The 22,160-nt window shown below is 46.8% G+C and carries 15 protein-coding genes, 5 tRNA genes, 3 rRNA genes and 1 riboswitch; of the genes, 7 read left to right on the top strand and 16 right to left on the bottom strand.

What is annotated here, in order from left to right; genetic code table 11:
- Positions 1-39: 39 nt before the first annotated feature.
- The 4 genes from peuA to DYB02_RS20960 form a co-directional block, all read right to left on the bottom strand.
- Entirely contained in the window at positions 40-2,133 is a 2,094-nt protein-coding gene (gene peuA / locus DYB02_RS20975) for a TonB-dependent siderophore enterobactin receptor PeuA (protein ID WP_024701591.1), read from the bottom strand.
- Between the two features lie 208 nt (positions 2,134-2,341).
- Entirely contained in the window at positions 2,342-3,715 is a 1,374-nt protein-coding gene (locus tag DYB02_RS20970; protein ID WP_005459362.1) for a sensor histidine kinase, read from the bottom strand.
- The gene (locus tag DYB02_RS20965) at positions 3,715-4,380 is read right to left on the bottom strand and encodes a response regulator transcription factor (RefSeq protein ID WP_005459337.1); all 666 of its coding nucleotides are present in this window, start codon (positions 4,378-4,380) and stop codon (positions 3,715-3,717) included. Before DYB02_RS20965 ends, DYB02_RS20970 begins: the two co-directional genes overlap by 1 nt.
- 158 nt (positions 4,381-4,538) lie before the next feature.
- On the bottom strand, positions 4,539-5,492 hold the full coding sequence (locus DYB02_RS20960) for an L-lactate dehydrogenase (protein ID WP_029804480.1): 954 nt from the start codon (positions 5,490-5,492) through the stop codon (positions 4,539-4,541).
- Positions 5,493-5,749: 257 nt separating this feature from the next.
- Between DYB02_RS20960 and DYB02_RS20955 the strand changes: the two genes are divergently transcribed.
- Entirely contained in the window at positions 5,750-6,460 is a 711-nt protein-coding gene (locus DYB02_RS20955) for a glycerophosphodiester phosphodiesterase family protein (RefSeq protein ID WP_020841689.1), read from the top strand.
- 30 nt (positions 6,461-6,490) lie between these two features.
- Here DYB02_RS20955 and DYB02_RS20950 read toward each other — a convergent pair whose 3' ends face one another.
- Positions 6,491-6,973, bottom strand: a complete 483-nt coding sequence (locus DYB02_RS20950) for a L,D-transpeptidase family protein (RefSeq protein WP_029804481.1) — start codon at positions 6,971-6,973, stop codon at positions 6,491-6,493.
- 229 nt (positions 6,974-7,202) lie between these two features.
- Between DYB02_RS20950 and DYB02_RS20945 the strand changes: the two genes are divergently transcribed.
- On the top strand, positions 7,203-8,198 hold the full coding sequence (locus tag DYB02_RS20945) for a 2-hydroxyacid dehydrogenase (protein ID WP_029853095.1): 996 nt from the start codon (positions 7,203-7,205) through the stop codon (positions 8,196-8,198).
- Between the two features lie 83 nt (positions 8,199-8,281).
- On the top strand, positions 8,282-8,638 hold the full coding sequence (locus tag DYB02_RS20940; RefSeq protein ID WP_005467110.1) for a YibL family ribosome-associated protein: 357 nt from the start codon (positions 8,282-8,284) through the stop codon (positions 8,636-8,638).
- 506 nt (positions 8,639-9,144) lie between these two features.
- Here DYB02_RS20940 and DYB02_RS20935 read toward each other — a convergent pair.
- The 9 genes from DYB02_RS20935 to DYB02_RS20890 form a co-directional block, all read right to left on the bottom strand.
- Positions 9,145-9,235 (bottom strand) — tRNA-Ser (locus tag DYB02_RS20935).
- A 69-nt stretch (positions 9,236-9,304) separates the two neighbouring features.
- Positions 9,305-9,420, bottom strand: a 5S ribosomal RNA gene (gene rrf, locus DYB02_RS20930).
- 91 nt (positions 9,421-9,511) lie between these two features.
- Positions 9,512-12,402 (bottom strand): 23S ribosomal RNA (locus tag DYB02_RS20925).
- A 264-nt stretch (positions 12,403-12,666) separates the two neighbouring features.
- Positions 12,667-12,742 (bottom strand) — tRNA-Val (locus tag DYB02_RS20920).
- Between the two features lie 14 nt (positions 12,743-12,756).
- Positions 12,757-12,832: transfer RNA gene (locus DYB02_RS20915), tRNA-Ala, on the bottom strand.
- Positions 12,833-12,864: 32 nt separating this feature from the next.
- A tRNA-Lys gene (locus DYB02_RS20910) sits at positions 12,865-12,940 on the bottom strand.
- 2 nt (positions 12,941-12,942) lie between these two features.
- A tRNA-Glu gene (locus tag DYB02_RS20905) sits at positions 12,943-13,018 on the bottom strand.
- 89 nt (positions 13,019-13,107) lie between these two features.
- Positions 13,108-14,660: ribosomal RNA gene (locus tag DYB02_RS20900) — 16S ribosomal RNA — on the bottom strand.
- The 16S, 23S and 5S rRNA genes sit together here with 5 tRNA genes alongside, the layout of an rRNA operon.
- A gap of 482 nt (positions 14,661-15,142) precedes the next feature.
- The gene (locus DYB02_RS20890) at positions 15,143-15,667 is read right to left on the bottom strand and encodes a DUF3087 domain-containing protein (RefSeq protein WP_029806938.1); all 525 of its coding nucleotides are present in this window, start codon (positions 15,665-15,667) and stop codon (positions 15,143-15,145) included.
- Between the two features lie 160 nt (positions 15,668-15,827).
- On the opposite strand from DYB02_RS20890, the gene trmY reads away from it, so the two are divergent.
- Positions 15,828-16,427 carry a tRNA (pseudouridine(54)-N(1))-methyltransferase TrmY gene (gene trmY / locus DYB02_RS20885; RefSeq protein ID WP_029806939.1) on the top strand — a complete coding sequence of 200 codons (600 nt, stop codon included), beginning with the start codon at positions 15,828-15,830 and terminating at the stop codon, positions 16,425-16,427.
- Between the two features lie 80 nt (positions 16,428-16,507).
- Here the strand turns inward: trmY and DYB02_RS20880 are convergent, their stop codons facing one another.
- Positions 16,508-17,851, bottom strand: a complete 1,344-nt coding sequence (locus DYB02_RS20880; protein ID WP_029846737.1) for a TldD/PmbA family protein — start codon at positions 17,849-17,851, stop codon at positions 16,508-16,510.
- The gene (locus DYB02_RS20875; protein WP_017447009.1) at positions 17,851-19,236 is read right to left on the bottom strand and encodes a TldD/PmbA family protein; all 1,386 of its coding nucleotides are present in this window, start codon (positions 19,234-19,236) and stop codon (positions 17,851-17,853) included. The genes DYB02_RS20880 and DYB02_RS20875 overlap by 1 nt, the downstream gene beginning before the upstream one ends.
- Positions 19,237-19,548: 312 nt before the next feature.
- A riboswitch (TPP riboswitch) is annotated at positions 19,549-19,656 on the top strand.
- A gap of 96 nt (positions 19,657-19,752) precedes the next feature.
- Here DYB02_RS20875 and thiD point away from each other — a divergent pair.
- The 3 genes from thiD to DYB02_RS20855 are packed head-to-tail and all read left to right on the top strand — an operon-like array spanning position 19,753 to position 22,151.
- Entirely contained in the window at positions 19,753-20,610 is an 858-nt protein-coding gene (thiD, locus tag DYB02_RS20865; RefSeq protein ID WP_029802768.1) for a bifunctional hydroxymethylpyrimidine kinase/phosphomethylpyrimidine kinase, read from the top strand.
- Positions 20,600-21,358 (top strand): ABC transporter ATP-binding protein, encoded by a 759-nt coding sequence (locus DYB02_RS20860; RefSeq protein ID WP_029804394.1) that lies wholly within the window; start codon positions 20,600-20,602, stop codon positions 21,356-21,358. Before thiD ends, DYB02_RS20860 begins: the two co-directional genes overlap by 11 nt.
- Entirely contained in the window at positions 21,351-22,151 is an 801-nt protein-coding gene (locus DYB02_RS20855) for an ABC transporter permease (RefSeq protein WP_023623067.1), read from the top strand. Before DYB02_RS20860 ends, DYB02_RS20855 begins: the two co-directional genes overlap by 8 nt.
- Positions 22,152-22,160 lie beyond the last annotated feature (9 nt).

Raw genomic sequence — 22,160 nt, 5'->3', positions numbered from 1 at the left:
GGGGAAGACCGGACTTCCCCTTTACTAATCAAATTGTTATCAGTACTTGAACTGGATTGTCGCCATGTAGTTTCGTTCTTCTCCAACCACTACGCCACTCGCGCCTTTTTGATCACCGTTCGTGCTACCACCACCTGCGAGGTAGTCAGTATCGAATAAGTTTTCGACATTGAATCGAGCGATGATGTCCAAGTTTTCATCGTACTTATGTTTGTATGACACGCCCATATCAATGCGAGCGTACCCATCTTTCTTGAAGGTGTTCTTTGCATCACCGTAGCGATCACCTTCATAAATCAAACCAAGGTTTAGGTTCGTATTGTCCTGAACCTTGTAGCTAGACCATAGACTTGCCGAGAACTCTGGCACATCTGCAGGGCGGTTGCCTTCAAATCTTTCTGCCTTCTTCAACTCGGCATCCAAGTACATTGCAGAAGCGGTTAGCGACAACTCTGGAGTCACAAAACCTTGAGCCATTAACTCAGCACCTTTGTGAACTTGCTCACCACCTTGCGTTTTCTTGTGTAGGAGCTGATTACTAGCATCTTTACCACTTTCAACATCCAGCGAGATATTTTCTAACGTGATATCAAATACAGCACCTGATACAAATAAACGCTGATCAAACAGTTCCCACTTCGTACCGATTTCATAAGAGATACCACGCTCAGCGTCGAGTTTCTCACCATCATTGATGTAAATACGACTACCGTTGCTGACTTCACCTTGCGGCATAAAACTCTCAGAGTATTGCACGTAAATCGAACCATTCGATGTCGGGTGGAAAATGACACCTAACTTTGGAGAAACTTGGTTCTCTGTTAGCGAATCTTCACGCTTTTCGTCATAACGAGCACCCGCAAGTACTTGCCAGTAATCGTTAATCGTCATCATGTTTTGCGCGTAAATCCCCCAAGTGTCATGCTCGCGTCTTGGGGATTTTTTCGAGCGTACGGTTCCTGGACGAGTAACTGTCGTGCCTGCCGCTACATCCTCTCCTGCATGGAAAGCCATAAAGCGGTCGTATTTGTAGTCGAGGTAGTTCGCCCCCACCAAAAACGTATTTTCTGTACCCAACAAAGAGAAGTTGGTTGTTACGTCTAAGTACGCGGTATCGAATACCCAGTTATCTGTGCGCTCGTTCCCTTTATGTCGAATCACACCATCTTTGTCATAATTGTCAAACTTAGGGTAAGACTCTACATCAAAACGCTTAAAGTCTTGACGGTTGTAACCCGCTTTCACATTCACGTTATCAGTCACTTGAGCATTAATATCGATACCGTAGTTTTCTACGTCGTTATCAATTTTTGACCACTGAGCGTCCCAGATGTACTTATCACCACGAACTGGCTTTCCGTCCACGATGTAAGCACCTGAATCTACGCTACCTTCGTCTTTTGTACGGTCATAATGCGCTGACACCATGATGTTTTCAGTAATGTCATACTCAACAACCAGGCCACCCACAACACGGTCAGTTTGCGGCTTTGTGCCATCGCCATACGTACGCCAAGAGCTGTAGTTTTCTTTCGCAAAAATAGCGCGAGCACGTAGCGTTTCTGCGTCATTTAAAGAACCACTTACATCAAGTACGGTACGCGAATGTTCGTTTGAACCGATATCTTGGCTCAAGCTGACCTGTGTTTGTGTTGTTGGTTTCTTAGAAACCATGTTTACTAAGCCACCCGGCTCAGACTTACCATAAAGTAGACCAGATGGACCTTTTAGCACTTCAACGCGCTCTAAAAGCTCAATTGGCTGACGGTAATGTGACCAGTGCTGACGACCATCACGTAAGAAGCCATCAGAGCTACTTAGTTCAAAACCACGTAACGAGAAACGTTCACGGTTACGGCTAGTACCACCCGCGCTTACACTCGCGTCGTTACGTAACACTTCACCTAAAGTACTTGCGCGTTGCTCATCAATGACGGTTTCGTCGATGACCGCAACCTGTCCCGGAGTTTCTAGCTGCGTCATTTCCATACGCATCGCTGTACTGTTGGTATCAGCTTTGTAGCCGAACTCGCGACCTTCTACAACTAGGTGCTCATCTGTTTGAACGTTTGCCACTGCAGGCGCTGCTAGCACCGCACCGATCACTAATGCCAAATGGCTCTTAGTAAACATATCCTTTCACTCCGATTATTTTCGGGTCGCACATTCAGTGAATGTGATTCCCTCTTATTTATTTTGCGAGTGAATATAAGTGATAAGCATTACCATTTGCATTAAATTTACATTCTTTGCATTTGCAAAGTTTTGTAAAGAACTCTCTGATGAAGAACCGCTCATACGAGATCCAGATCACAAATCGAGTTCACTTCATTGTTACCCGTTATTGTCTGAACACCAAACTCACGGTTAAACCACCTTGAGAACGATTCTCTGCATTGACGGAACCACCCATCATTCGCATCGATTCCTTAACGATCGCCAGTCCAAGGCCGTATCCACCAAGCTTTTTGTCTCGCGAGGCATCCAAGCGGGTAAACGGGTTAAAGATATCGGATAACTTGTTCTCTGGGATGCCAGGCCCATCGTCAGAGACAGACATAACCAGATAAGCCTGCCCATTGATTTCTTGATTAGTCAGAGTCACTTCGATCCGAGCATCTTCACCCGCGTATTTGATAGCGTTGCCAACTAGATTATTCAGACAACGCACCACGAGAGTATCTTCACAGTAAGCTCTCGGCTCGGTCACACGAGAAATAAATACAATGCTCTGTGATTCCCTCAAATCGATTTTGCAACGCTCAACTTGTGGGGCTAGTAGCACTTCAAGATCACTACGCTTGGTCTCTTTGTCGTAGCGAGCATTCTCAAGGCGACTAAATTCCAAAATGTCACTGATTAGATGATTCAGCTCTTTGGCTTCGTCTTCCAACCGCGTCACTAGTTCTTGTTCGCTTTCACCAACTCTTTTACGCAATAGGTGCAAAACCAAGTTCTGTCTAGCAAGAGGCGTTCTTAGTTCATGGGACACATCGCGAATCAAAAGACGTTGCTTCTCCGCTAGCGAGTGAATCTCTTTCGTCATGTGGTCAAAATCTTGCGCGAGTTCATTAAATTCTCGCGTGTTGGACTTTAGCTCCTGCACAACACTGACATTAAAATCGCCGTTAGAAAGCTTCTTGCTCGCCTCTCTGAGTCTGTCCAACGGTTGCTGTAAGTTGCGTGCCATTAAAAGCGAGAACAAAGCCAAAATCACGGCGGCAATTACCACTTTGATAATGGAAAAGTACAGTATGAAGTCATTCGCAGGATGTAAGCGATGCGGCAGTTGAATGACTAAGTTGTGCTGCTGAACCAATGGAATGCTGATGATTGGTCGATTCACTTTGTCTTCCAATTGATCATCAATGCTGCGTTTGAATTGGAGCTTAAATTCAAAATGTGGATGCATGAGACGATGCGTCACTGGTTGAAGTTGCTCGTTCAGTACAAACAAATAGAACTGCTGCGCGTTCGCCCAATCAGCCAACTCATCCATGTCGCCATGTTCAATCAGCACGTTGGCTTGGTGAGCAAGATCCAACATTTCCATTTTGACGCTATTTGGAACTTTCAACATAGCTTTCACCAAGGCTTGTTCCGCTAACGCTTGCACCAGCAAAATGCTGATGACTATCGCGGTCATGTAACTGAAAAGCTTAAACGCAAGGCTGTCTTTGCGTTTTGCTATGTAGGATGGACACACCAGCTTCATCACGCGCCCACAGATTCTAAATAACTGTAGCCTTTGCCTCGAAACGTTTTGATGTGCTGTTTAGATAAGCCCGCTTCAACCAATTTGCGGCGAATGTTACTGATGTGCATATCTAGGTTGCGATCAAACGGGCTGAGTTCTTTTTTCAACACTTCTGTCTGTAGCTCAGCTTTGGAGATCACCACGCCTTGATTCTTAACCAAATGGCTCAAAAGCTCCGCTTCTGTGCTGGTCAACGGTAAGCTGGTTAGCTGATCACTGATACTCTGGGCGGTATTACAAATGGTTTGGCGTTGACGCTCCAAGCCCACTCGACGCAAGATCGCTTTGATACGCATTAGCAACTCAGCGACGTTGAATGGCTTACCGATGTATTGATCGGCCCCCGCTTGATAGCCATCCAGCATCGAGTTTTCATCGTTCAATGCTGTAAGCATCAGAATTGGCGTAGCAAATCGTTGGCAAATACGACGAGCAACTTGCATCCCATTTAAGTTTGGCAACATCACATCGAGCAACACTAAATCGACTGGCGTTTTCTCCATGTACTGCAGCGCGCTTTCACCACAATGCACAGAAGAGACGGTATATCCTTCATCTTGCAAAACTACTTCTAAAAGCTCACACAAAGGAACGTCATCATCAACAATCAGAACTCGAGACATGCCAAATTACCAATTAAATAAAAATGGTTCGCATTCTATTACTCATTTGCAAATTAAACAACCATAGTTTATGGGGCTTTTCTCTGTTTGGAAGACACAAAAAAGCCTACTAAACAGTAGGCTATATAAGGCAAAACGGAGAATTTCTTTGTTTACAATCAGCACTTCAAACCTGTCGATTGCGCGACATTCTCAACAATGGATCTCAAGTTCATACTGATAGAGTGTAATGTTTCAAGCTCCTCTTCTGTAAACGGGTGAGTAAGAACCGACTCTGCACCTTTTTTCCCGATCACCGTCGGTAGACTTAGCACGACGCCACTCACACCATATTGACCCGACATCATCGTGCCAACTGGCAACACAGAGCGCTCATTGATTTTGATGGCTTGAATGATTCGAAATACGCTGGCTGCAATACCATGCACCGTATTATGTTTGCGACGAAATATTTCGTAACCCGCTTGCTTAACCGCTTCGAGCAACTCATCAGCATCGATTCTCTCGATATTGTGCGTATCGCAATAATAATCCGCAGGCTGGCCAGCAATAGAGATCAGACTCTTTGGTGTGAAACAGTGGCTTCCGTGCTCTCCCAGCACATAACCAAATATGTTTTTAGGGTCGAGATCCACACGGTTAGCAACAATACTCATCAAGCGAGCTGTATCGATAACACACCCGCTGCTTATCACTTTGTTTGGCTCAAAGCCCGTATTGGTAGTAATAAAATGAGCAACAATGTCACAAGGGTTGGACACGACAATCAAAACCGCCTTTGGCGCAACACGCTCTATTTTGCTAGCGATCTCGACGCCAATCTTCGCGTTGATTTCCGCGATATCTAAACGTGTTTGTCCTTGTTGAATTTGCGCACCTGCCGTTATCACAACAATATCGGCACCTAACAAATCGAGGTAATCATCTGAGGGAATAATGCGGGTATTTTTGGAAAAGGTTAACGCCGCTGTGTGACGAAAATCGAAGACTTCCCCTTCAGCTCTTTCTAAGTTTTGGTCTAACAGAACAAGTTCACTGACGCTGCCTAGCGTGAGCAAATAATTGCAAACACCAACTCCAACGGCGCCAGCGCCAATCACACCAATTTTCATCTTACTCTCCCTGAAAAAATGCGGCTCTTGAAAGATACGTCGCTCTTTAAAAATGAGCGGCAAGAACATAAAAGTCCAACGTCATTTTGTAGCTCAGAATCTGTTACCAATCTAGTCTTTCATTTCCGCACCATGCTTGTCTGGTGAAAATTACACCGTTGAATCGTGACGTTACCGCCCTGAAGAAGCCTTTCACCTCTATATCAACGGCCAAAAGCGAGTACAATCTGGACATCTCATTCAAGAAGGCAAACAAAATGGAAACTCTGTTAATTGGTCACCGCGGCGTTGCCGGCTCGTTCCCAGAAAATACAAAAGTCAGCGTTCAAGCTGCAATTGATCTCGGCCTAAAATGGGTAGAAGTAGATGTTCAGCCAACAAAAGATAACGTACTTGTGGTTTGCCACGATCATACGTTAAATCGATGCAGCAATGGCAAAGGACGAGTTGATGCGCATACGTTGAAAGAACTAAGACAATTAGATTTCGGTGGCTGGTTCAGCGAAGATTTTGCTGGCGAAACTATCATGACTCTTGAGGAGCTATTGAGCTTGGCTACTGAGCGAGGTCTAAATCTGAATATTGAAGTTAAAGTAGACCGCCATCCAGCGGATGAAGTCGCACAAACGCTTGCAAAAGTGCTTACCGAAAGTTCAATGCCTAGAGAGAACCTTTTACTCTCAAGCTTTAGTCATGATGTCATCAGAGCACTTTACCAGCATTGCGAAGGTTATCGTTTGGGTGTTTTAAGTGAGTTTTTTACAAAAAAGGACGGGCTATTGTTAGATGAAGTGAAAGCGTACAGCTGTAACCTAAATATTAACTGGGTTCGTTCGCGTCAGATCATTAAGCTGCAAGAAGCGGGCTATAAGGTCATGTGTTACACGGTCAACAACCCGAATAAGCTCAAGCACCTTCCGCAATTAGATGGCATTTTTAGTGACCATCCAAAACGTTTTATGCAGTAACCTTTCAAAGCTCCCGTGGGATAACGAGTCCTACCACTCGATCGTGACCGGTGTTCCCATGGTGACAAGCTGGATGAATTCATCCATTTCTTCATTGGTGAGCGCAATACACCCGTTGGTCCAATCAAAACTCTGAATAAAGCTAGGATCTTGCGTCTCACCATTCTTTAAACCATGAATTTTAATGTTCCCACCCGGGGAGACACCTCTCCGGTGCGCCTCTAACGTGTCAATAGCATCAGGATAGCTAATGTGCACCGAGCGATAAAAGGCAGAATCCTCAATCACGTAATCGAGCGTGTAACTGCCTTCTGGCGTTCGGTTGTCGCCTTCTTCTTGCTTATGACCTTTAGGGTTAGCACCCAATGCAATACGATATTCTTTTAGTATGATGCCATCTTCCATCAAGTACATTCTGCGTTTCGATTTATCAACTTTAACCAGATCGACAGCCGCGTACGTACTGAACGTAACCAATCCACACAGAATTAAAGCACACCATTTTATCGACATTGCCAGAACGCCCAGACCAAGAGTCAGAAGGAAATAAAAGAGAAGCTATGCTAGTCAGATGATGCTCACAAAGCAATCTGATTATAACGTTGAGACGTAAAAAAGACGGTGCTAATCGCATCTTGATATTACTGAGATTTAAGCAAAGATTTCGCTATTCATTAAGCCTAAGTTGCATTACTTTATAAGTAGATTTATTTATAAAACCCATACTTTTTGGGAGGGAACTATGATTAACATTGCTTTTTTTAGTGCAAAATCCTATGACGAAGCCTCTTTTGATAAAATTAAGAACAATCGCGACTTCGAATTTCACTATCACGACTTTCGACTCACCGAAAAAACCGCAAAAATGGCGCACGGTTGTGACGTGGTGTGCGCTTTCGTCAATGATGATCTTTCTGCTCCCGTTCTAAAACAACTTTCTTTGGGCGGAACAAAACTCATTGCGATGCGTTGTGCTGGCTTCGATAAAGTAGATCAACAAGCGGCTAAAGAGCTTGGCCTTCAAGTTGTGCGAGTGCCTGCATACTCTCCCGAAGCGGTCGCCGAGCATACCGTCGGTTTGATGATGTGTTTGAATCGTCGTCTCCACAAAGCGTATCAACGCACCCGTGATGCCAACTTCTCTTTAGAAGGATTAGTTGGCTTCAACTTTTTCGGCAAAACCGTTGGCGTTATCGGCACAGGCAAGATTGGTATCGCCACGATGCGAATCTTTAAAGGCTTAGGGATGGAACTGCTTTGCTACGACCCTTACGAAAATCCTCTGGCTTTAGAAATGGGTGCACGATACTGCTCTCTTGAAGAGATTTACGCCAATGCAGATGTTATCTCTCTTCACTGTCCAATGAGCGAAGAAAACTACCACCTATTGAACGAAAACGCTTTTGCTCAAATGAAAGATGGCGTGATGATCATCAATACAAGCCGCGGTGAGTTACTCGACTCTGTCGCCGCTATCGAAGCACTTAAACAGGGTAAGATTGGCGCTCTCGGTTTAGATGTGTACGACAACGAAAAGGACTTGTTCTTCCAAGATAAATCCAACGACGTTATCGTGGATGATGTTTTCCGCCGCTTATCGGCATGCCACAACGTTCTGTTCACTGGCCATCAAGCTTTCTTAACTCACGAAGCGCTGAATAACATAGCATCTGTGACATTGAACAACGTAGAAGCCTTCTTCTCCGGCCAAGTTTCAGGGAATGAACTAATCAACTAAACATAGAATCGAGGAGGATAGTAGAGCGTAGATTTTCAGCTATGCTATACTCCTCGACCATTAAAAAATTGAGTCTATTTACCATGAGCATTAAAACTGATATTCAAAAGCTGCATAACCGCGTAGATACCTGCCAACGTAAGCTGGATGCAGCACGTTCTCGTGGTGATCACGAAATGATTTCTAAATTCACGGATGAAGTTGAAGATCTAACAAAGAAGCTTAACCAACTTAAGCACAAACAAACATACGAACTAAATAAAGAACGTAAAAGCCTGTTAGATATGCCATTCTCTCGTGAAATCACTAAAGCAGAACAGGCAGACATCGGTAAACTGAAGAAACGCGTACGCGGCCTGGTTATCGTTCACCCTATGACTAAAATGGGTAAAGAACTACGCCTAGACGTGATGACTGGCTTCGCACCGAAAGAGTTCTAATACACTCGACAAACACATTAAATGTAAGAACGCCCAAGCCCATCGCTTGGGCTTTTTTGTATCTGAATGAACTAGAGAAAAGGGAAGTTGAATAGCTGCAAGGTGTGGTGCAACAGTAAAACTCAAGTTGCCAGCCGCTCAATCTCACAGCGTTTAAGGCTTGCTGCTTTAGAAAGCGTCACTTTGATAGGTTCGAAAGCCTTAATGGAACATCTGTATGCTAAAGATCATTCATTTAAGAACAAACCTTGTATTGAGTGATTGTGTGCTGAATATTAGAACCAGGGCGCCTAATTTGGAGGGGATCTCAACCGGGGATTTTCTAAACCTCTATCATTTCCAGTTTGCGCTGAAATAAAAAAAGCCTCGCTATTTCTAGCGAGGCTTCTTAATTGTACAGAGAGTCTGGGTCGTGACCGACTTGGGATTTAATACAAATCCCATCTAATTCTCAAACGTCAAACATGACGAAAGCCTGCAAATTTCTTTGCAGGCTTTCTGTATAGTGGCGGAGAGATAGGGATTTGAACCCTAGATACGCTATTAACGTATGCCGGTTTTCAAGACCGGTGCTTTCAACCACTCAGCCATCTCTCCACAAATTGTCATCATCAGATTATTACACTGAAGATGTTGTTACACGTAGTACGAGTAACGATATTTAAAGCCTGGCGATGTCCTACTCTCACATGGGGAAACCCCACACTACCATCGGCGCTATTTCGTTTCACTTCTGAGTTCGGAATGGAGTCAGGTGGGTCCAAAACGCTATGGTCGCCAAGCAAATTCTTTAATTCGGAAAGCTGTTTTTGTGTTCTCTACACATTCAATTCTGTTCTTGCTTCGAGTCCATCAAAACCCCTTGGGTGTTGTATGGTTAAGCCTCACGGGCAATTAGTATCAGTTAGCTCAATGCCTCACAGCACTTACACACCTGACCTATCAACGTCGTAGTCTCCGACAACCCTTTAGGATACTTAAAGTATCAGGGAAGACTCATCTCAGGGCTCGCTTCCCGCTTAGATGCTTTCAGCGGTTATCGATTCCGAACTTAGCTACCGGGCAATGCGTCTGGCGACACAACCCGAACACCAGAGGTTCGTCCACTCCGGTCCTCTCGTACTAGGAGCAGCCCCCTTCAATCTTCCAACGCCCACGGCAGATAGGGACCGAACTGTCTCACGACGTTCTAAACCCAGCTCGCGTACCACTTTAAATGGCGAACAGCCATACCCTTGGGACCGACTTCAGCCCCAGGATGTGATGAGCCGACATCGAGGTGCCAAACACCGCCGTCGATATGAACTCTTAGGCGGTATCAGCCTGTTATCCCCGGAGTACCTTTTATCCGTTGAGCGATGGCCCTTCCATTCAGAACCACCGGATCACTATGACCTGCTTTCGCACCTGCTCGAATTGTCATTCTCGCAGTCAAGCGGGCTTATGCCATTGCACTAACCTCACGATGTCCAACCGTGATTAGCCCACCTTCGTGCTCCTCCGTTACTCTTTGGGAGGAGACCGCCCCAGTCAAACTACCCACCAGGCACTGTCCGCAACCCCGATTAGGGGTCGACGTTAGAACATCAACACTACAAGGGTGGTATTTCAAGGACGGCTCCACACATACTGGCGTACGTGCTTCAAAGCCTCCCACCTATCCTACACATGTAGGGTCAATGTTCAGTGCCAAGCTGTAGTAAAGGTTCACGGGGTCTTTCCGTCTAGCCGCGGGTACACTGCATCTTCACAGCGATTTCAATTTCACTGAGTCTCGGGTGGAGACAGCGTGGCCATCATTACGCCATTCGTGCAGGTCGGAACTTACCCGACAAGGAATTTCGCTACCTTAGGACCGTTATAGTTACGGCCGCCGTTTACCGGGGCTTCGATCAAGAGCTTCGACCGAAGTCTAACCCCATCAATTAACCTTCCGGCACCGGGCAGGCGTCACACCGTATACGTCATCTTACGATTTTGCACAGTGCTGTGTTTTTAATAAACAGTTGCAGCCACCTGGTATCTGCGACTCTCAATAGCTCCATCCGCAAGGGACTTCACCGTCGAGAGCGTACCTTCTCCCGAAGTTACGGTACCATTTTGCCTAGTTCCTTCACCCGAGTTCTCTCAAGCGCCTTGGTATTCTCTACCCGACCACCTGTGTCGGTTTGGGGTACGATTCCTTACAATCTGAAGCTTAGAGGCTTTTCCTGGAAGCATGGCATCAATGACTTCACATCCGTAGATGCTCGACGTCGTGTCTCAGCCTTAAAGAGAGCCGGATTTACCTAACTCTCAAGCCTACGCACTTGAACCTGGACAACCGTCGCCAGGCCCACCTAGCCTTCTCCGTCCCCCCATCGCAATTGTAAGAAGTACGGGAATATTAACCCGTTTCCCATCGACTACGCCTTTCGGCCTCGCCTTAGGGGTCGACTTACCCTGCCCCGATTAACGTTGGACAGGAACCCTTGGTCTTCCGGCGAGGAGGTTTTTCACCCCCTTTATCGTTACTCATGTCAGCATTCGCACTTCTGATACGTCCAGCATGCGTTACCACACACCTTCAACCGCTTACAGAACGCTCCCCTACCCAATATACAAAAGTATATTGCCGCAGCTTCGGTTTACTACTTAGCCCCGTTACATCTTCCGCGCAGGCCGACTCGACCAGTGAGCTATTACGCTTTCTTTAAATGATGGCTGCTTCTAAGCCAACATCCTGGCTGTCTGAGCCTTCCCACATCGTTTCCCACTTAGTAGTAATTTGGGACCTTAGCTGGCGGTCTGGGTTGTTTCCCTCTCCACGATGGACGTTAGCACCCGCCGTGTGTCTCCCGGATAGTACTTACTGGTATTCGGAGTTTGCAAAGGGTTGGTAAGTCGGGATGACCCCCTAGCCTTAACAGTGCTCTACCCCCAGTAGTATTCGTCCGAGGCGCTACCTAAATAGCTTTCGGGGAGAACCAGCTATCTCCAGGTTTGATTGGCCTTTCACCCCTAGCCACAAGTCATCCGCTAATTTTTCAACATTAGTCGGTTCGGTCCTCCAGTTGATGTTACTCAACCTTCAACCTGCCCATGGCTAGATCACCTGGTTTCGGGTCTATATCCAGAGACTGAACGCCCAGTTAAGACTCGGTTTCCCTACGGCTCCCCTAGATGGTTAACCTTGCCACTGAATATAAGTCGCTGACCCATTATACAAAAGGTACGCAGTCACAGGACAAAGCCTGCTCCTACTGCTTGTACGTACACGGTTTCAGGTTCTATTTCACTCCCCTCACAGGGGTTCTTTTCGCCTTTCCCTCACGGTACTGGTTCACTATCGGTCAGTCAGTAGTATTTAGCCTTGGAGGATGGTCCCCCCATATTCAGACAGGATATCACGTGTCCCGCCCTACTCGATTTCACTGAACACACGTCGTCAACTACGGGACTATCACCCTGTATCGTCGGACTTTCCAGACCGTTCGTCTAACGCGTGTAAAGCTTAAGGGCTAGTCCAATTTCGCTCGCCGCTACTTTCGGAATCTCGGTTGATTTCTTTTCCTCGGGGTACTTAGATGTTTCAGTTCCCCCGGTTCGCCTCCTTACCCTATGTATTCAGGTAAGGATACGTGCTTATGCACGTGGGTTTCCCCATTCAGAAATCCCAGACTCAAATGGTTGTTACTACCTAATCTGGGCTTATCGCAAGTTACTACGTCTTTCATCGCCTCTGACTGCCAAGGCATCCACCGTGTACGCTTAGTCACTTAACCATACAACCCGAAGGAGTTTCGAGCTGATGAACAAGTCACCAAAGTTGTCTGCAATTTTTATACATGATGCAGACTCGATTTTGCCGGACTCAAATTCCAAGAACACTTGAATGTGTTATTTTGGTGTTTGTCTTAAAGACAAACATTGAGAACTTTACAAACAACAATAAATTGTTGTTTTGTCAGCTTTCCAAATTGTTAAAGAGCTAATCACTTCTAATGAAGTAACCATTTTTAAAAGCACTCATCGAATGCGCTTAAAGATGGTGGGCGATACCGGGCTCGAACCAGTGACCCCCTGCTTGTAAGGCAGGTGCTCTCCCAACTGAGCTAATCGCCCATTGTTTCAAAATATGGTGGAGCTATGCGGGATCGAACCGCAGACCTCCTGCGTGCAAGGCAGGCGCTCTCCCAGCTGAGCTATAGCCCCATATTTTGAGTTTTAATTCCTAATGGAAGGAATGGTGGGTCGTGCAGGATTCGAACCTGCGACCAATTGATTAAAAGTCAACTGCTCTACCAACTGAGCTAACGACCCAATGGTATCCCGTAGGGGAGTCGAACCCCTGTTACCGCCGTGAAAGGGCGGTGTCCTAGGCCTCTAGACGAACGGGACACTGGATTGAAGAGTTTGGGAACTCTTCTTCTCTTTACTTTATAAACCGTATCAATCTGTGTGGACACTCATCGTGAGTAATCATCGTTTAAGGAGGTGATCCAGCGCCAGGTTCCCCTAGCGCTACCTTGTTACGACTTCACCCCAGTCATGAACCACAAAGTGGTAAGCGTCCCCCCGAAGGTTAAACTACCTACTTCTTTTGCAGCCCACTCCCATGGTGTGACGGGCGGTGTGTACAAGGCCCGGGAACGTATTCACCGTGGCATTCTGATCCACGATTACTAGCGATTCCGACTTCATGGAGTCGAGTTGCAGACTCCAATCCGGACTACGACGCACTTTTTGGGATTCGCTCACTTTCGCAAGTTGGCTGCCCTCTGTATGCGCCATTGTAGCACGTGTGTAGCCCTACTCGTAAGGGCCATGATGACTTGACGTCGTCCCCACCTTCCTCCGGTTTATCACCGGCAGTCTCCCTGGAGTTCCCGACATTACTCGCTGGCAAACAAGGATAAGGGTTGCGCTCGTTGCGGGACTTAACCCAACATTTCACAACACGAGCTGACGACAGCCATGCAGCACCTGTCTCAGAGTTCCCGAAGGCACCAATCCATCTCTGGAAAGTTCTCTGGATGTCAAGAGTAGGTAAGGTTCTTCGCGTTGCATCGAATTAAACCACATGCTCCACCGCTTGTGCGGGCCCCCGTCAATTCATTTGAGTTTTAATCTTGCGACCGTACTCCCCAGGCGGTCTACTTAACGCGTTAGCTCCGAAAGCCACGGCTCAAGGCCACAACCTCCAAGTAGACATCGTTTACGGCGTGGACTACCAGGGTATCTAATCCTGTTTGCTCCCCACGCTTTCGCATCTGAGTGTCAGTATCTGTCCAGGGGGCCGCCTTCGCCACCGGTATTCCTTCAGATCTCTACGCATTTCACCGCTACACCTGAAATTCTACCCCCCTCTACAGTACTCTAGTCTGCCAGTTTCAAATGCAATTCCGAGGTTGAGCCCCGGGCTTTCACATCTGACTTAACAAACCACCTGCATGCGCTTTACGCCCAGTAATTCCGATTAACGCTCGCACCCTCCGTATTACCGCGGCTGCTGGCACGGAGTTAGCCGGTGCTTCTTCTGTCGCTAACGTCAAATGATAGTGCTATTAACACTACCACCTTCCTCACGACTGAAAGTGCTTTACAACCCGAAGGCCTTCTTCACACACGCGGCATGGCTGCATCAGGCTTGCGCCCATTGTGCAATATTCCCCACTGCTGCCTCCCGTAGGAGTCTGGACCGTGTCTCAGTTCCAGTGTGGCTGATCATCCTCTCAGACCAGCTAGGGATCGTCGCCTTGGTGAGCCCTTACCTCACCAACTAGCTAATCCCACCTAGGCATATCCTGACGCGAGAGGCCCGAAGGTCCCCCTCTTTGGCCCGTAGGCATCATGCGGTATTAGCCATCGTTTCCAATGGTTATCCCCCACATCAGGGCAATTTCCTAGGCATTACTCACCCGTCCGCCGCTCGACGCCGTTATCGTCCCCCGAAGGTTCAGATAACTCGTTTCCGCTCGACTTGCATGTGTTAGGCCTGCCGCCAGCGTTCAATCTGAGCCATGATCAAACTCTTCAATTTAAGATTTTGTTCGGCTCAATGAATACTGAACATTACATAAAGTAATGTTTGAATTGACTGTGCTGAATCCGAAGATTCAATGGTCACTTCGTTTCATTGAAACCTAATTTGATACCACTTTCCGTTAAGAAAGAAATATCTAATTGGATCATCATCAACGAGTGCCCACACAGATTGATAGGTCTATATTGTTAAAGAGCTTGCTTCGTAAGCTTTGCTATCGAAGCGGAGGCGTATTCTAAGGAATTATTTTTCAGTGTCAAACACTTTTTAAAATTAATTTTTAGAAGCTTTTTCGCCTTATTGCCAACTGCTTTTGCGTTTCCGCTTTGCCCTGACAACGGAGGCGCATTATAGGGAGATGAGTTTTCTTGGCAACCCCTATTTAGAAAAAAATTCAAAAAAAAGCGTCGAGTGATGAAATCTCATTCAAACGCTTGTTTTTAGTACTCAGTTGTTAACTTCAAGTAGCAAATAAGCAATCAGTATGTGTCTACCCACCCCTCTTCAAAGCTTGCAATATCAAGGTGCAGTGATTTGTCGACTTCGATTTGATCTATTGCCTCTAGTTCTTTATTTACACTACTCATCGTCAATGTGTTGTTGTCTAGCTCAAACACTTGGCGTTGCGTGGTGTAATAGAACTTAAGTGTAGTGAGCGCTTTTACATCGTCATTGCTCGCGGCTGCTTTAATGCTTTTTAGTTTACGAAAGATTTTGTTGTGCAGTTGCTTGAGTTTCCAAACGTACAGCACCTCTTCCATGTATGGTCGAGTTTTAATTTGATTCAATAAAGAGAGGGAAGTTGCAACTGCTAGAACGACACCAATCAAATTCCAATAGAAATTGCCCGTTGATTGTTCTGGTACGACTTCAGTGTTGCCAAACAAAACAATCAGCAAGGTACTAAAGGCAAGAGAGGAGATGGCGAGCAACGCAACAAAACCGCCAATCACAAAGTTTACTTTCTTTTTATAAATGTCTTTATTTATCTGTTTGATTTCCATATACCACTCCTAACAGGGTAGCCTCCTATTCTAACGAGCACACCCAGCTCCACAATCGAAGCTTTGTAAGTAAGTTCACATTTACTATTAAACTCGCATCCGTTCCCTGCTTAGGTATATACTTCCGCGCATTCACTCTTTCTATATAGAGGCTAAATTCATGCGCTCTTTTGTTTTACGAGCTCGCGCGGCGCCAACCACCAGCAAAGCACTATTAGAAGGTGTTGGTAACGAGGCGCATACCGAGATCCTTGCTCATACCATGATGAACACCATGTTCGTGGCACAATCTCACCGTGAAGATGTGGTTGTCCATTTGGTATTAGAGAGCACGAAGGATTACTCGCGCACGATTACCATTCGTTCAAACGACATTACCAATATTGGTGGTTTTCACGAGTCAACGTTGATCGCTGCCGTTGCCCGTGCGTTGGACGCATCTGTTGGTATGGGTAAAGAGCAGCTTCGTGAAGTTGAGCAGGGTATTACGGTTCGTACAGTGAGCTTCGAACGCTTGGTTCAAGAACTGGCGGAAGACCACCAACTTTATATGTTGGACAAGAAAGGCGAATTTGTTCGTGATGCAGAAATTGGTGAAAACCCATGCTTCTTGCTAACCGACCACATTCCGATGCCGAAGAAGTCGTTCAACAGCTTGAAGCGCCTAGGTACTGAGAAAATCAGCCTTGGACCTAAGATGCTGTTTGCTTCTCAGTGTGTAGTATTGATCCACAACGAACTGGATATCCGCGAATTCTAGTTATTCGCGTACACGTTGCTAGATGCTGAAAGAGGACTCGATTGAGTCCTCTTTTTTGTTTCTGACTTTCTATGCCGCGCTTATTTACCGCCAATACACAATCGAGCAAAACGCACATCTGGCGCGAAGAAAGTGCGGCTATCATTAATAAGCTGCGTATCACCCACAGCTTCTACTTCTTGCAGCATCTTATAGAAGTTACCTGCAACTGTAATTCCGCGCACAGGTTGAACACGTTGACCATCACGACACAAGAAACCACTCGCACCAAATGAGAAATCACCACTGACAGCATCTGCACCAGAGTGAACCCCTTGCAGTTCCACTAATTCTAGGTATTCACCTGCTTTGATTTCTGACGCACTGCTGTTGCCTGTCGCAATCACTTTATGATTTGCCGATACGTCTAGGCTCGATTTCGCACTGCGAGATGCACTTGCCGTCGACACTGCACCTAAATAACTCGCTGTTTGGCTATTGTGCAATAGCGTATTCAGTTGGCCATTGGCGATCAACACATTGTCTTGAGTGGCAAAACCTTCACTATCAAACCCTGCGATAGCCATACCATTTGGCATATATGCCGCATCGGTAAAGGTGAGAAGTTCACTTGCTACGCTTTGACCAAGCTTGTCACCCAGTGGCGAGATGCCTTTCATCGCACTCACACCAGAAAACGCACTGCCAAATGCACCAAACAGGCTGCTTAGCGCATTGATGTGGAAGATGGCTGGATAGTTACCTGTCGCAACTGGTGCGCCATCAAGGAGGTCGCGAGCAAGGTTGTAACCGCCTTCAATGCAATAAGTTGGATTCAACTCATCAAAACGGCGACCTAGCGACATTCTACCTGCCATCGACTGTTTGCCATCTTTTTCAAATAAGGTATACGCGTAACAAGTGAACGATCGCTCGAAGTGTTGACATAACGTACCCTGAGTATTCGCGATGATGAGCTGAGTTTCACCGTCACTGTAACCATTGTATGGTGAGCTTGAAGCGTGAGGCAGAGCCACAACACCTTGCTCAAGCGCGAGGGACAGTTCAATTTTCTCATCGACCGATGTGGTATCGGCTTGCGCAATTTCTGCAACATCAGTGGTGATTTTGCTGTTTACGCAGCTGATGGTTTGATGTTCATCTTGCTTAGAAAAACGAGCACTTTGCAGCGCGTTGGTGAGCATCAAATCTAAACTTGGTTGCTCTAGTGATTCAGAATAACTGGTCGCGACACGGGCATCTTTAATGACTCGAACACCCAGCACTTGGCTTGAGCTGACTTTGTACTCATCCAGCTTGCCTTGGTTTGCTTTCAGCGAAAAGCTGCTGTTACGGTTCACAATCACGTCCGCTTCCGCACCTTGGCGTTTGGCTTCTGACAGGACATAATCAACCGCGTTAAGAAGTTGTTGTTCTTGGCTCATTAGTTACCGCCTCCTACCAGAATATTGTCCACTTTAAGGGTTGGTTGGCCGACTGTTGTAGGTACTGAGCCACTCACTGAACCACACATACCTGGAGCAAGTGCCATGTCCTTACCGACCATACTGATTTCTTTCAATACTTTAGGACCAGTGCTGATCAGTGTCGCCGCTTTCAAAGGCTTGGTAATTTTGCCATTTTCAATCAAATACGCTTCACGAACAGCGAAGTTAAATTCGCCCGTCCCAGGTTGAACGGAGCCACCACCCATCTTCTTGGCGTAAATACCGCGTTCGATTCCCGCAAGCATATCATCGAGTGAATGCTCGCCTTCTTCGATAAAGGTATTGCGCATGCGTGAGGTTGGTGCAAACTTGTAGTTCTGACGACGACCAGAGCCTGTTGGCTCGTAACCTGTCTTCATGCCGCCCATTTTGTCGACCATAAAGCTAGTTAGCTTACCGTCTTTGATCAGTTGGGTACGCTGCGTTGGCAAACCTTCGTCATCAACGTGGATTGAGCCCCATTCGTTGGTCATCGTGCCGTCATCTACTGCGTTTACTGCAGTATGAGCGATCATCTCACCCATTTTGTCGTGGAATACCGACGCCTTCTTCGCAACCGAAGTGGTTTCTAGCAGGTGGCCACACGCTTCGTGGAAGATAACGCCGCCAAAGCCGTTACCAATTACCACAGGCATTTCACCCGATGGACAAGCATCCGCGCCCAATTTCACCAGCGCTTGCTGCGCGATAGTTTGACCCAGCTCTTTCGCATCGATCTGCTCACTGAATTCCCAACCAGCAAGTGCCCCCGGGCCTTCCATGCCAGAAGATTGCTCATTGCCTTTCTGGGCAACTGTGTTACCCGCAACACGAATGTAGTGACGCGTATCGTCTACATGCAAACCTTCTGAGTTGAAGATAGACACTTGCTGCTCGCGCTGAAGCACACTACCAATGAACTGGCTGATGTATTCACTTTCTGCACGCGCAGCTTGGTCAACTTTCAATAGAAATGCGATTTTTGAATCTAGGTTAGCATCCTTACTTAGCGGCATGCTGCAACCATGTTGGATTGGGTATCGGTTCAAATTCAAAGAACCCGCTGACGCGATTTGCTCACGCTTGTCTTTCGCTGCAAGCAGTGATGTCACGCGTTTTAGTTCGGTTTCGTCCGTGCTGTTGGTGTAACCGTAAAGCACTTTGTGACCGAAGAAGAGGCGAATACCGATACCAAAATCGATACCTGAATTTACATTATCCACCTCACCAGATGCGATCTGGACGGTGTTGGTTTGGTGATGTTCAACGAATAGCTCAGCGAAATCAGCTCCTAAAAAGAGAGCATGATCGATCACTGCCTTCGCTGTTACAGAATTAAGCATGAAGTCTCCTTGCTCGATGATCGTCTTAGCCTTCCTAAATAACTTCCGATAAATTCCGTAAAGTTAAATTGGCAACGCGTTAAATCTTAACAGTTTTTTAACCTTGTTTTATGCTAATCCTTGCCAAAAGAGACCACGACTCTTTATTTAATATTCCAGTTTCTGCTCTTTCATCAGAGCGTTGCACTGGAAAATTCCGCGCAACAAAGTATTAAGAAGCTTACTCTATCCCTCACTTCGCATAATTGAATACTCAATAATAATTACTCTCAAAAAACGTATCTCTTGAGTTAGCGTCCTGTTATCATCCGAGCGAAATAGTCGGGGGGCCACGTGATAAGCGTAGGCTGAGATCGAAATTCGAGACCCGTTGAACCTGATTCAGTTAGCACTGACGTAGGGAACTATGCACACTTTGCCTTTCGCCGCCTCTCTTTGGCGAGTGAAACGATCGAACAATCGATCTGCCCACAGCGGTCAAAGTCAGTTCCTATACGTCTTGTAATAGGAGCGACCATGACACAGCAATCACAGCCTTATTCACATCAGACGCCAGCCTTACCTACCCCTATCGTATTGACCATCGCAGGCTCCGACAGTGGCGGCGGCGCAGGTATTCAAGCAGACATCAAAGCGATGTCGGCAACAGGCAGTTTTGCATGCTCGGTCATTACCGCCATCACTTCGCAAAACACACAAGGCGTTTCTGCCATTTTCCCTATCCCACTTGATCACGTTGAAAGCCAACTCGATGCGGTGTTTACCGATCTCAATATTGTGGCGGTAAAAGTCGGCATGCTGGCGGATTCGAACATCATCAAAGTGGTGGCCAGCAAGATCAGACAGTACCAGCCTAAACATCTTGTGATAGATCCCGTCATGGTCGCCACCAGCGGCGATTTGCTACTTGAGCAATCAGCAATCAGCACATTAAAAGAAGAACTAATTCCTCTGGCAGACATCATCACTCCTAACCTGCCAGAGGGTGCAGCACTGACAGGTAAGCCTGTACCTCAATCTGAGGCAGAAATGAGTGACATGATTGACGACCTTCGTGCGCTTGGTGCCAAAGCCATTCTGCTCAAAGGCGGTCACCTTGTAGAAGATGAAAACAGCAACGATCTGCTGATCATGCAAAACAGTGTCGAGTTAATCAGCGCCAAGCGTTTTCCGACCCAAAACACCCACGGTACGGGCTGTACACTGTCTTCCGCTATTGCGTCTTACCTTGGTCAAGGCAACAACCTGCACAAAGCTGTGCATTTAGGAAAACAGTACATCAGCCAAGCCATCGCTCATGCGGATGAATTGGAAGTGGGGAAAGGTCACGGACCAGTACATCACTTCTTTGCGGGTCATACCTATGTTCGCTAACGCGATTGGCATTCAGCTTTCCGACGCCAGTTTGCAATACAAAGACAGCCAAACACCGACTTTAGCGAAAGTGAACATGGTCATTCCTATCGGTCGATGGACGGTATTACTCGGGCGAAGTGGCTGCGGAAAAACCACGATATTGCGTTACTTAGCTGGCCTACTGGATGACCAAGTTGACTGGCATGGCGAACTCATCACAACCGATGGCGCCGCACTGCATGACCGTGTCGCTTACATGGCTCAGCAGGATTTATTGCTACCGTGGCTTAACGTGCTGGATAACGTCTGCCTCAGCTCGCGCTTTTCTCACGCCTACTCAAATTCAGCGGATGAGAAACAACGCGCTCTCAACTTGTTAGAGCACGTTGGGTTGGCAGATTACGCTTACGCCAAACCCGCTCAACTCTCTGGAGGTATGCGACAGCGCGTAGCCCTTGCTCGCACTCTGATGCAAGACAAGCCTTTGGTTTTGATGGATGAACCTTTCTCAGCATTGGACGCCGTGACTCGCCACAAATTGCAAACTCTCTCTGCCGAGTTACTAAAGGACAAAACCGTTGTCTTGATTACGCACGATCCACAAGAAGCAGTGCGATTGGCACACCAACTCTATGTGTTGCAAGGCACGCCTGCTCAAGCACTGCACCTTGATGTACCTGATTCGCCACCACCTCGCCTACTTGATGGAGAATGCGCAACATTGCAGCAAGCGATTTTGGATCAGTTGGAGAAAGACTATGAGTGATATGACTCAGTACAACTCCGTTTCGGCGCGTATTAGTAAAAAGGAACGCGTAACTCATCCGGCGTTGCGTCTGCTGATCAGCGCAGCGGTGATCTTAGGTTTGTGGCAACTCATTGTAGTGGTGTTTGACATGCCAAACTTCATCTTGCCTTCGCCAATTGAAGTATTGGATAGATTAATCACTCGATACGACGTGCTACTCAAACACACTTGGGTCACTGCACAAGAGATCCTACTTGGCCTCGCACTCGGCTTATCGATGGGTTTGCTATTCGCTTTGCAAATGCTGATGTTCGAGCCGCTCAAACGCTGGCTATTGCCGATTCTTATCGCTAGCCAAGCAATTCCAGTATTTGCTATCGCGCCAGTGCTCATGCTTTGGCTGGGTTACGGCATTGCATCGAAAGTAGTAATGGCGGCGATCATCATCTTTTTCCCCGTCACGACATGCTGCTACGACGGTTTACGCAATACACCAACTGGTTACCTCGATCTTGCCAAAACCATGGGCGCATCGAAATGGCAATTACTGCGCCATATTCAACTACCTGCCGCCCTGCCAACGTTAGCGTCTGGTATTCGTGTTGCCGTGGTTATTGCGCCGATTGGTGCCGTGGTAGGTGAATGGGTCGGCTCAAGTGAGGGCTTGGGCTATCTGATGCTGCAAGCCAACGCTCGCATGATCATCGATGAGATGTTCGCGGCACTGTTTATTCTCGCCGCGCTGTCTATCGCACTCTATTTCACCACTGACAAATTACTGAAAAAAGCCATTCCCTGGGAAAACAAATAGGGAAAGAAA

Origin of the sequence: Vibrio parahaemolyticus (assembly GCF_900460535.1) — a bacterium.
Lineage (GTDB): Bacteria > Pseudomonadota > Gammaproteobacteria > Enterobacterales > Vibrionaceae > Vibrio > Vibrio parahaemolyticus.
The sequence above is the reverse complement of the archived record's forward strand: the minus strand, read 5'-3'. Positions and strand labels throughout refer to the sequence as shown.

Excerpts from the sequence above, each read along its gene's own strand:
- peuA (WP_024701591.1), bottom strand. The coding sequence starts at position 2,133 with ATGTTTACTAAGAGCCATTTGGCATTAGTGATCGGTGCGGTGCTAGCA.
- DYB02_RS20970 (WP_005459362.1), bottom strand. The coding sequence starts at position 3,715 with ATGAAGCTGGTGTGTCCATCCTACATAGCAAAACGCAAAGACAGCCTT.
- DYB02_RS20965 (WP_005459337.1), bottom strand. The coding sequence starts at position 4,380 with ATGTCTCGAGTTCTGATTGTTGATGATGACGTTCCTTTGTGTGAGCTT.
- DYB02_RS20960 (WP_029804480.1), bottom strand. The coding sequence starts at position 5,492 with ATGAAAATTGGTGTGATTGGCGCTGGCGCCGTTGGAGTTGGTGTTTGC.
- DYB02_RS20955 (WP_020841689.1), top strand. The coding sequence starts at position 5,750 with ATGGAAACTCTGTTAATTGGTCACCGCGGCGTTGCCGGCTCGTTCCCA.
- DYB02_RS20950 (WP_029804481.1), bottom strand. The coding sequence starts at position 6,973 with ATGTCGATAAAATGGTGTGCTTTAATTCTGTGTGGATTGGTTACGTTC.
- DYB02_RS20945 (WP_029853095.1), top strand. The coding sequence starts at position 7,203 with ATGATTAACATTGCTTTTTTTAGTGCAAAATCCTATGACGAAGCCTCT.
- DYB02_RS20940 (WP_005467110.1), top strand. The coding sequence starts at position 8,282 with ATGAGCATTAAAACTGATATTCAAAAGCTGCATAACCGCGTAGATACC.
- DYB02_RS20890 (WP_029806938.1), bottom strand. The coding sequence starts at position 15,667 with ATGGAAATCAAACAGATAAATAAAGACATTTATAAAAAGAAAGTAAAC.
- trmY (WP_029806939.1), top strand. The coding sequence starts at position 15,828 with ATGCGCTCTTTTGTTTTACGAGCTCGCGCGGCGCCAACCACCAGCAAA.
- DYB02_RS20880 (WP_029846737.1), bottom strand. The coding sequence starts at position 17,851 with ATGAGCCAAGAACAACAACTTCTTAACGCGGTTGATTATGTCCTGTCA.
- DYB02_RS20875 (WP_017447009.1), bottom strand. The coding sequence starts at position 19,236 with ATGCTTAATTCTGTAACAGCGAAGGCAGTGATCGATCATGCTCTCTTT.
- thiD (WP_029802768.1), top strand. The coding sequence starts at position 19,753 with ATGACACAGCAATCACAGCCTTATTCACATCAGACGCCAGCCTTACCT.
- DYB02_RS20860 (WP_029804394.1), top strand. The coding sequence starts at position 20,600 with ATGTTCGCTAACGCGATTGGCATTCAGCTTTCCGACGCCAGTTTGCAA.
- DYB02_RS20855 (WP_023623067.1), top strand. The coding sequence starts at position 21,351 with ATGAGTGATATGACTCAGTACAACTCCGTTTCGGCGCGTATTAGTAAA.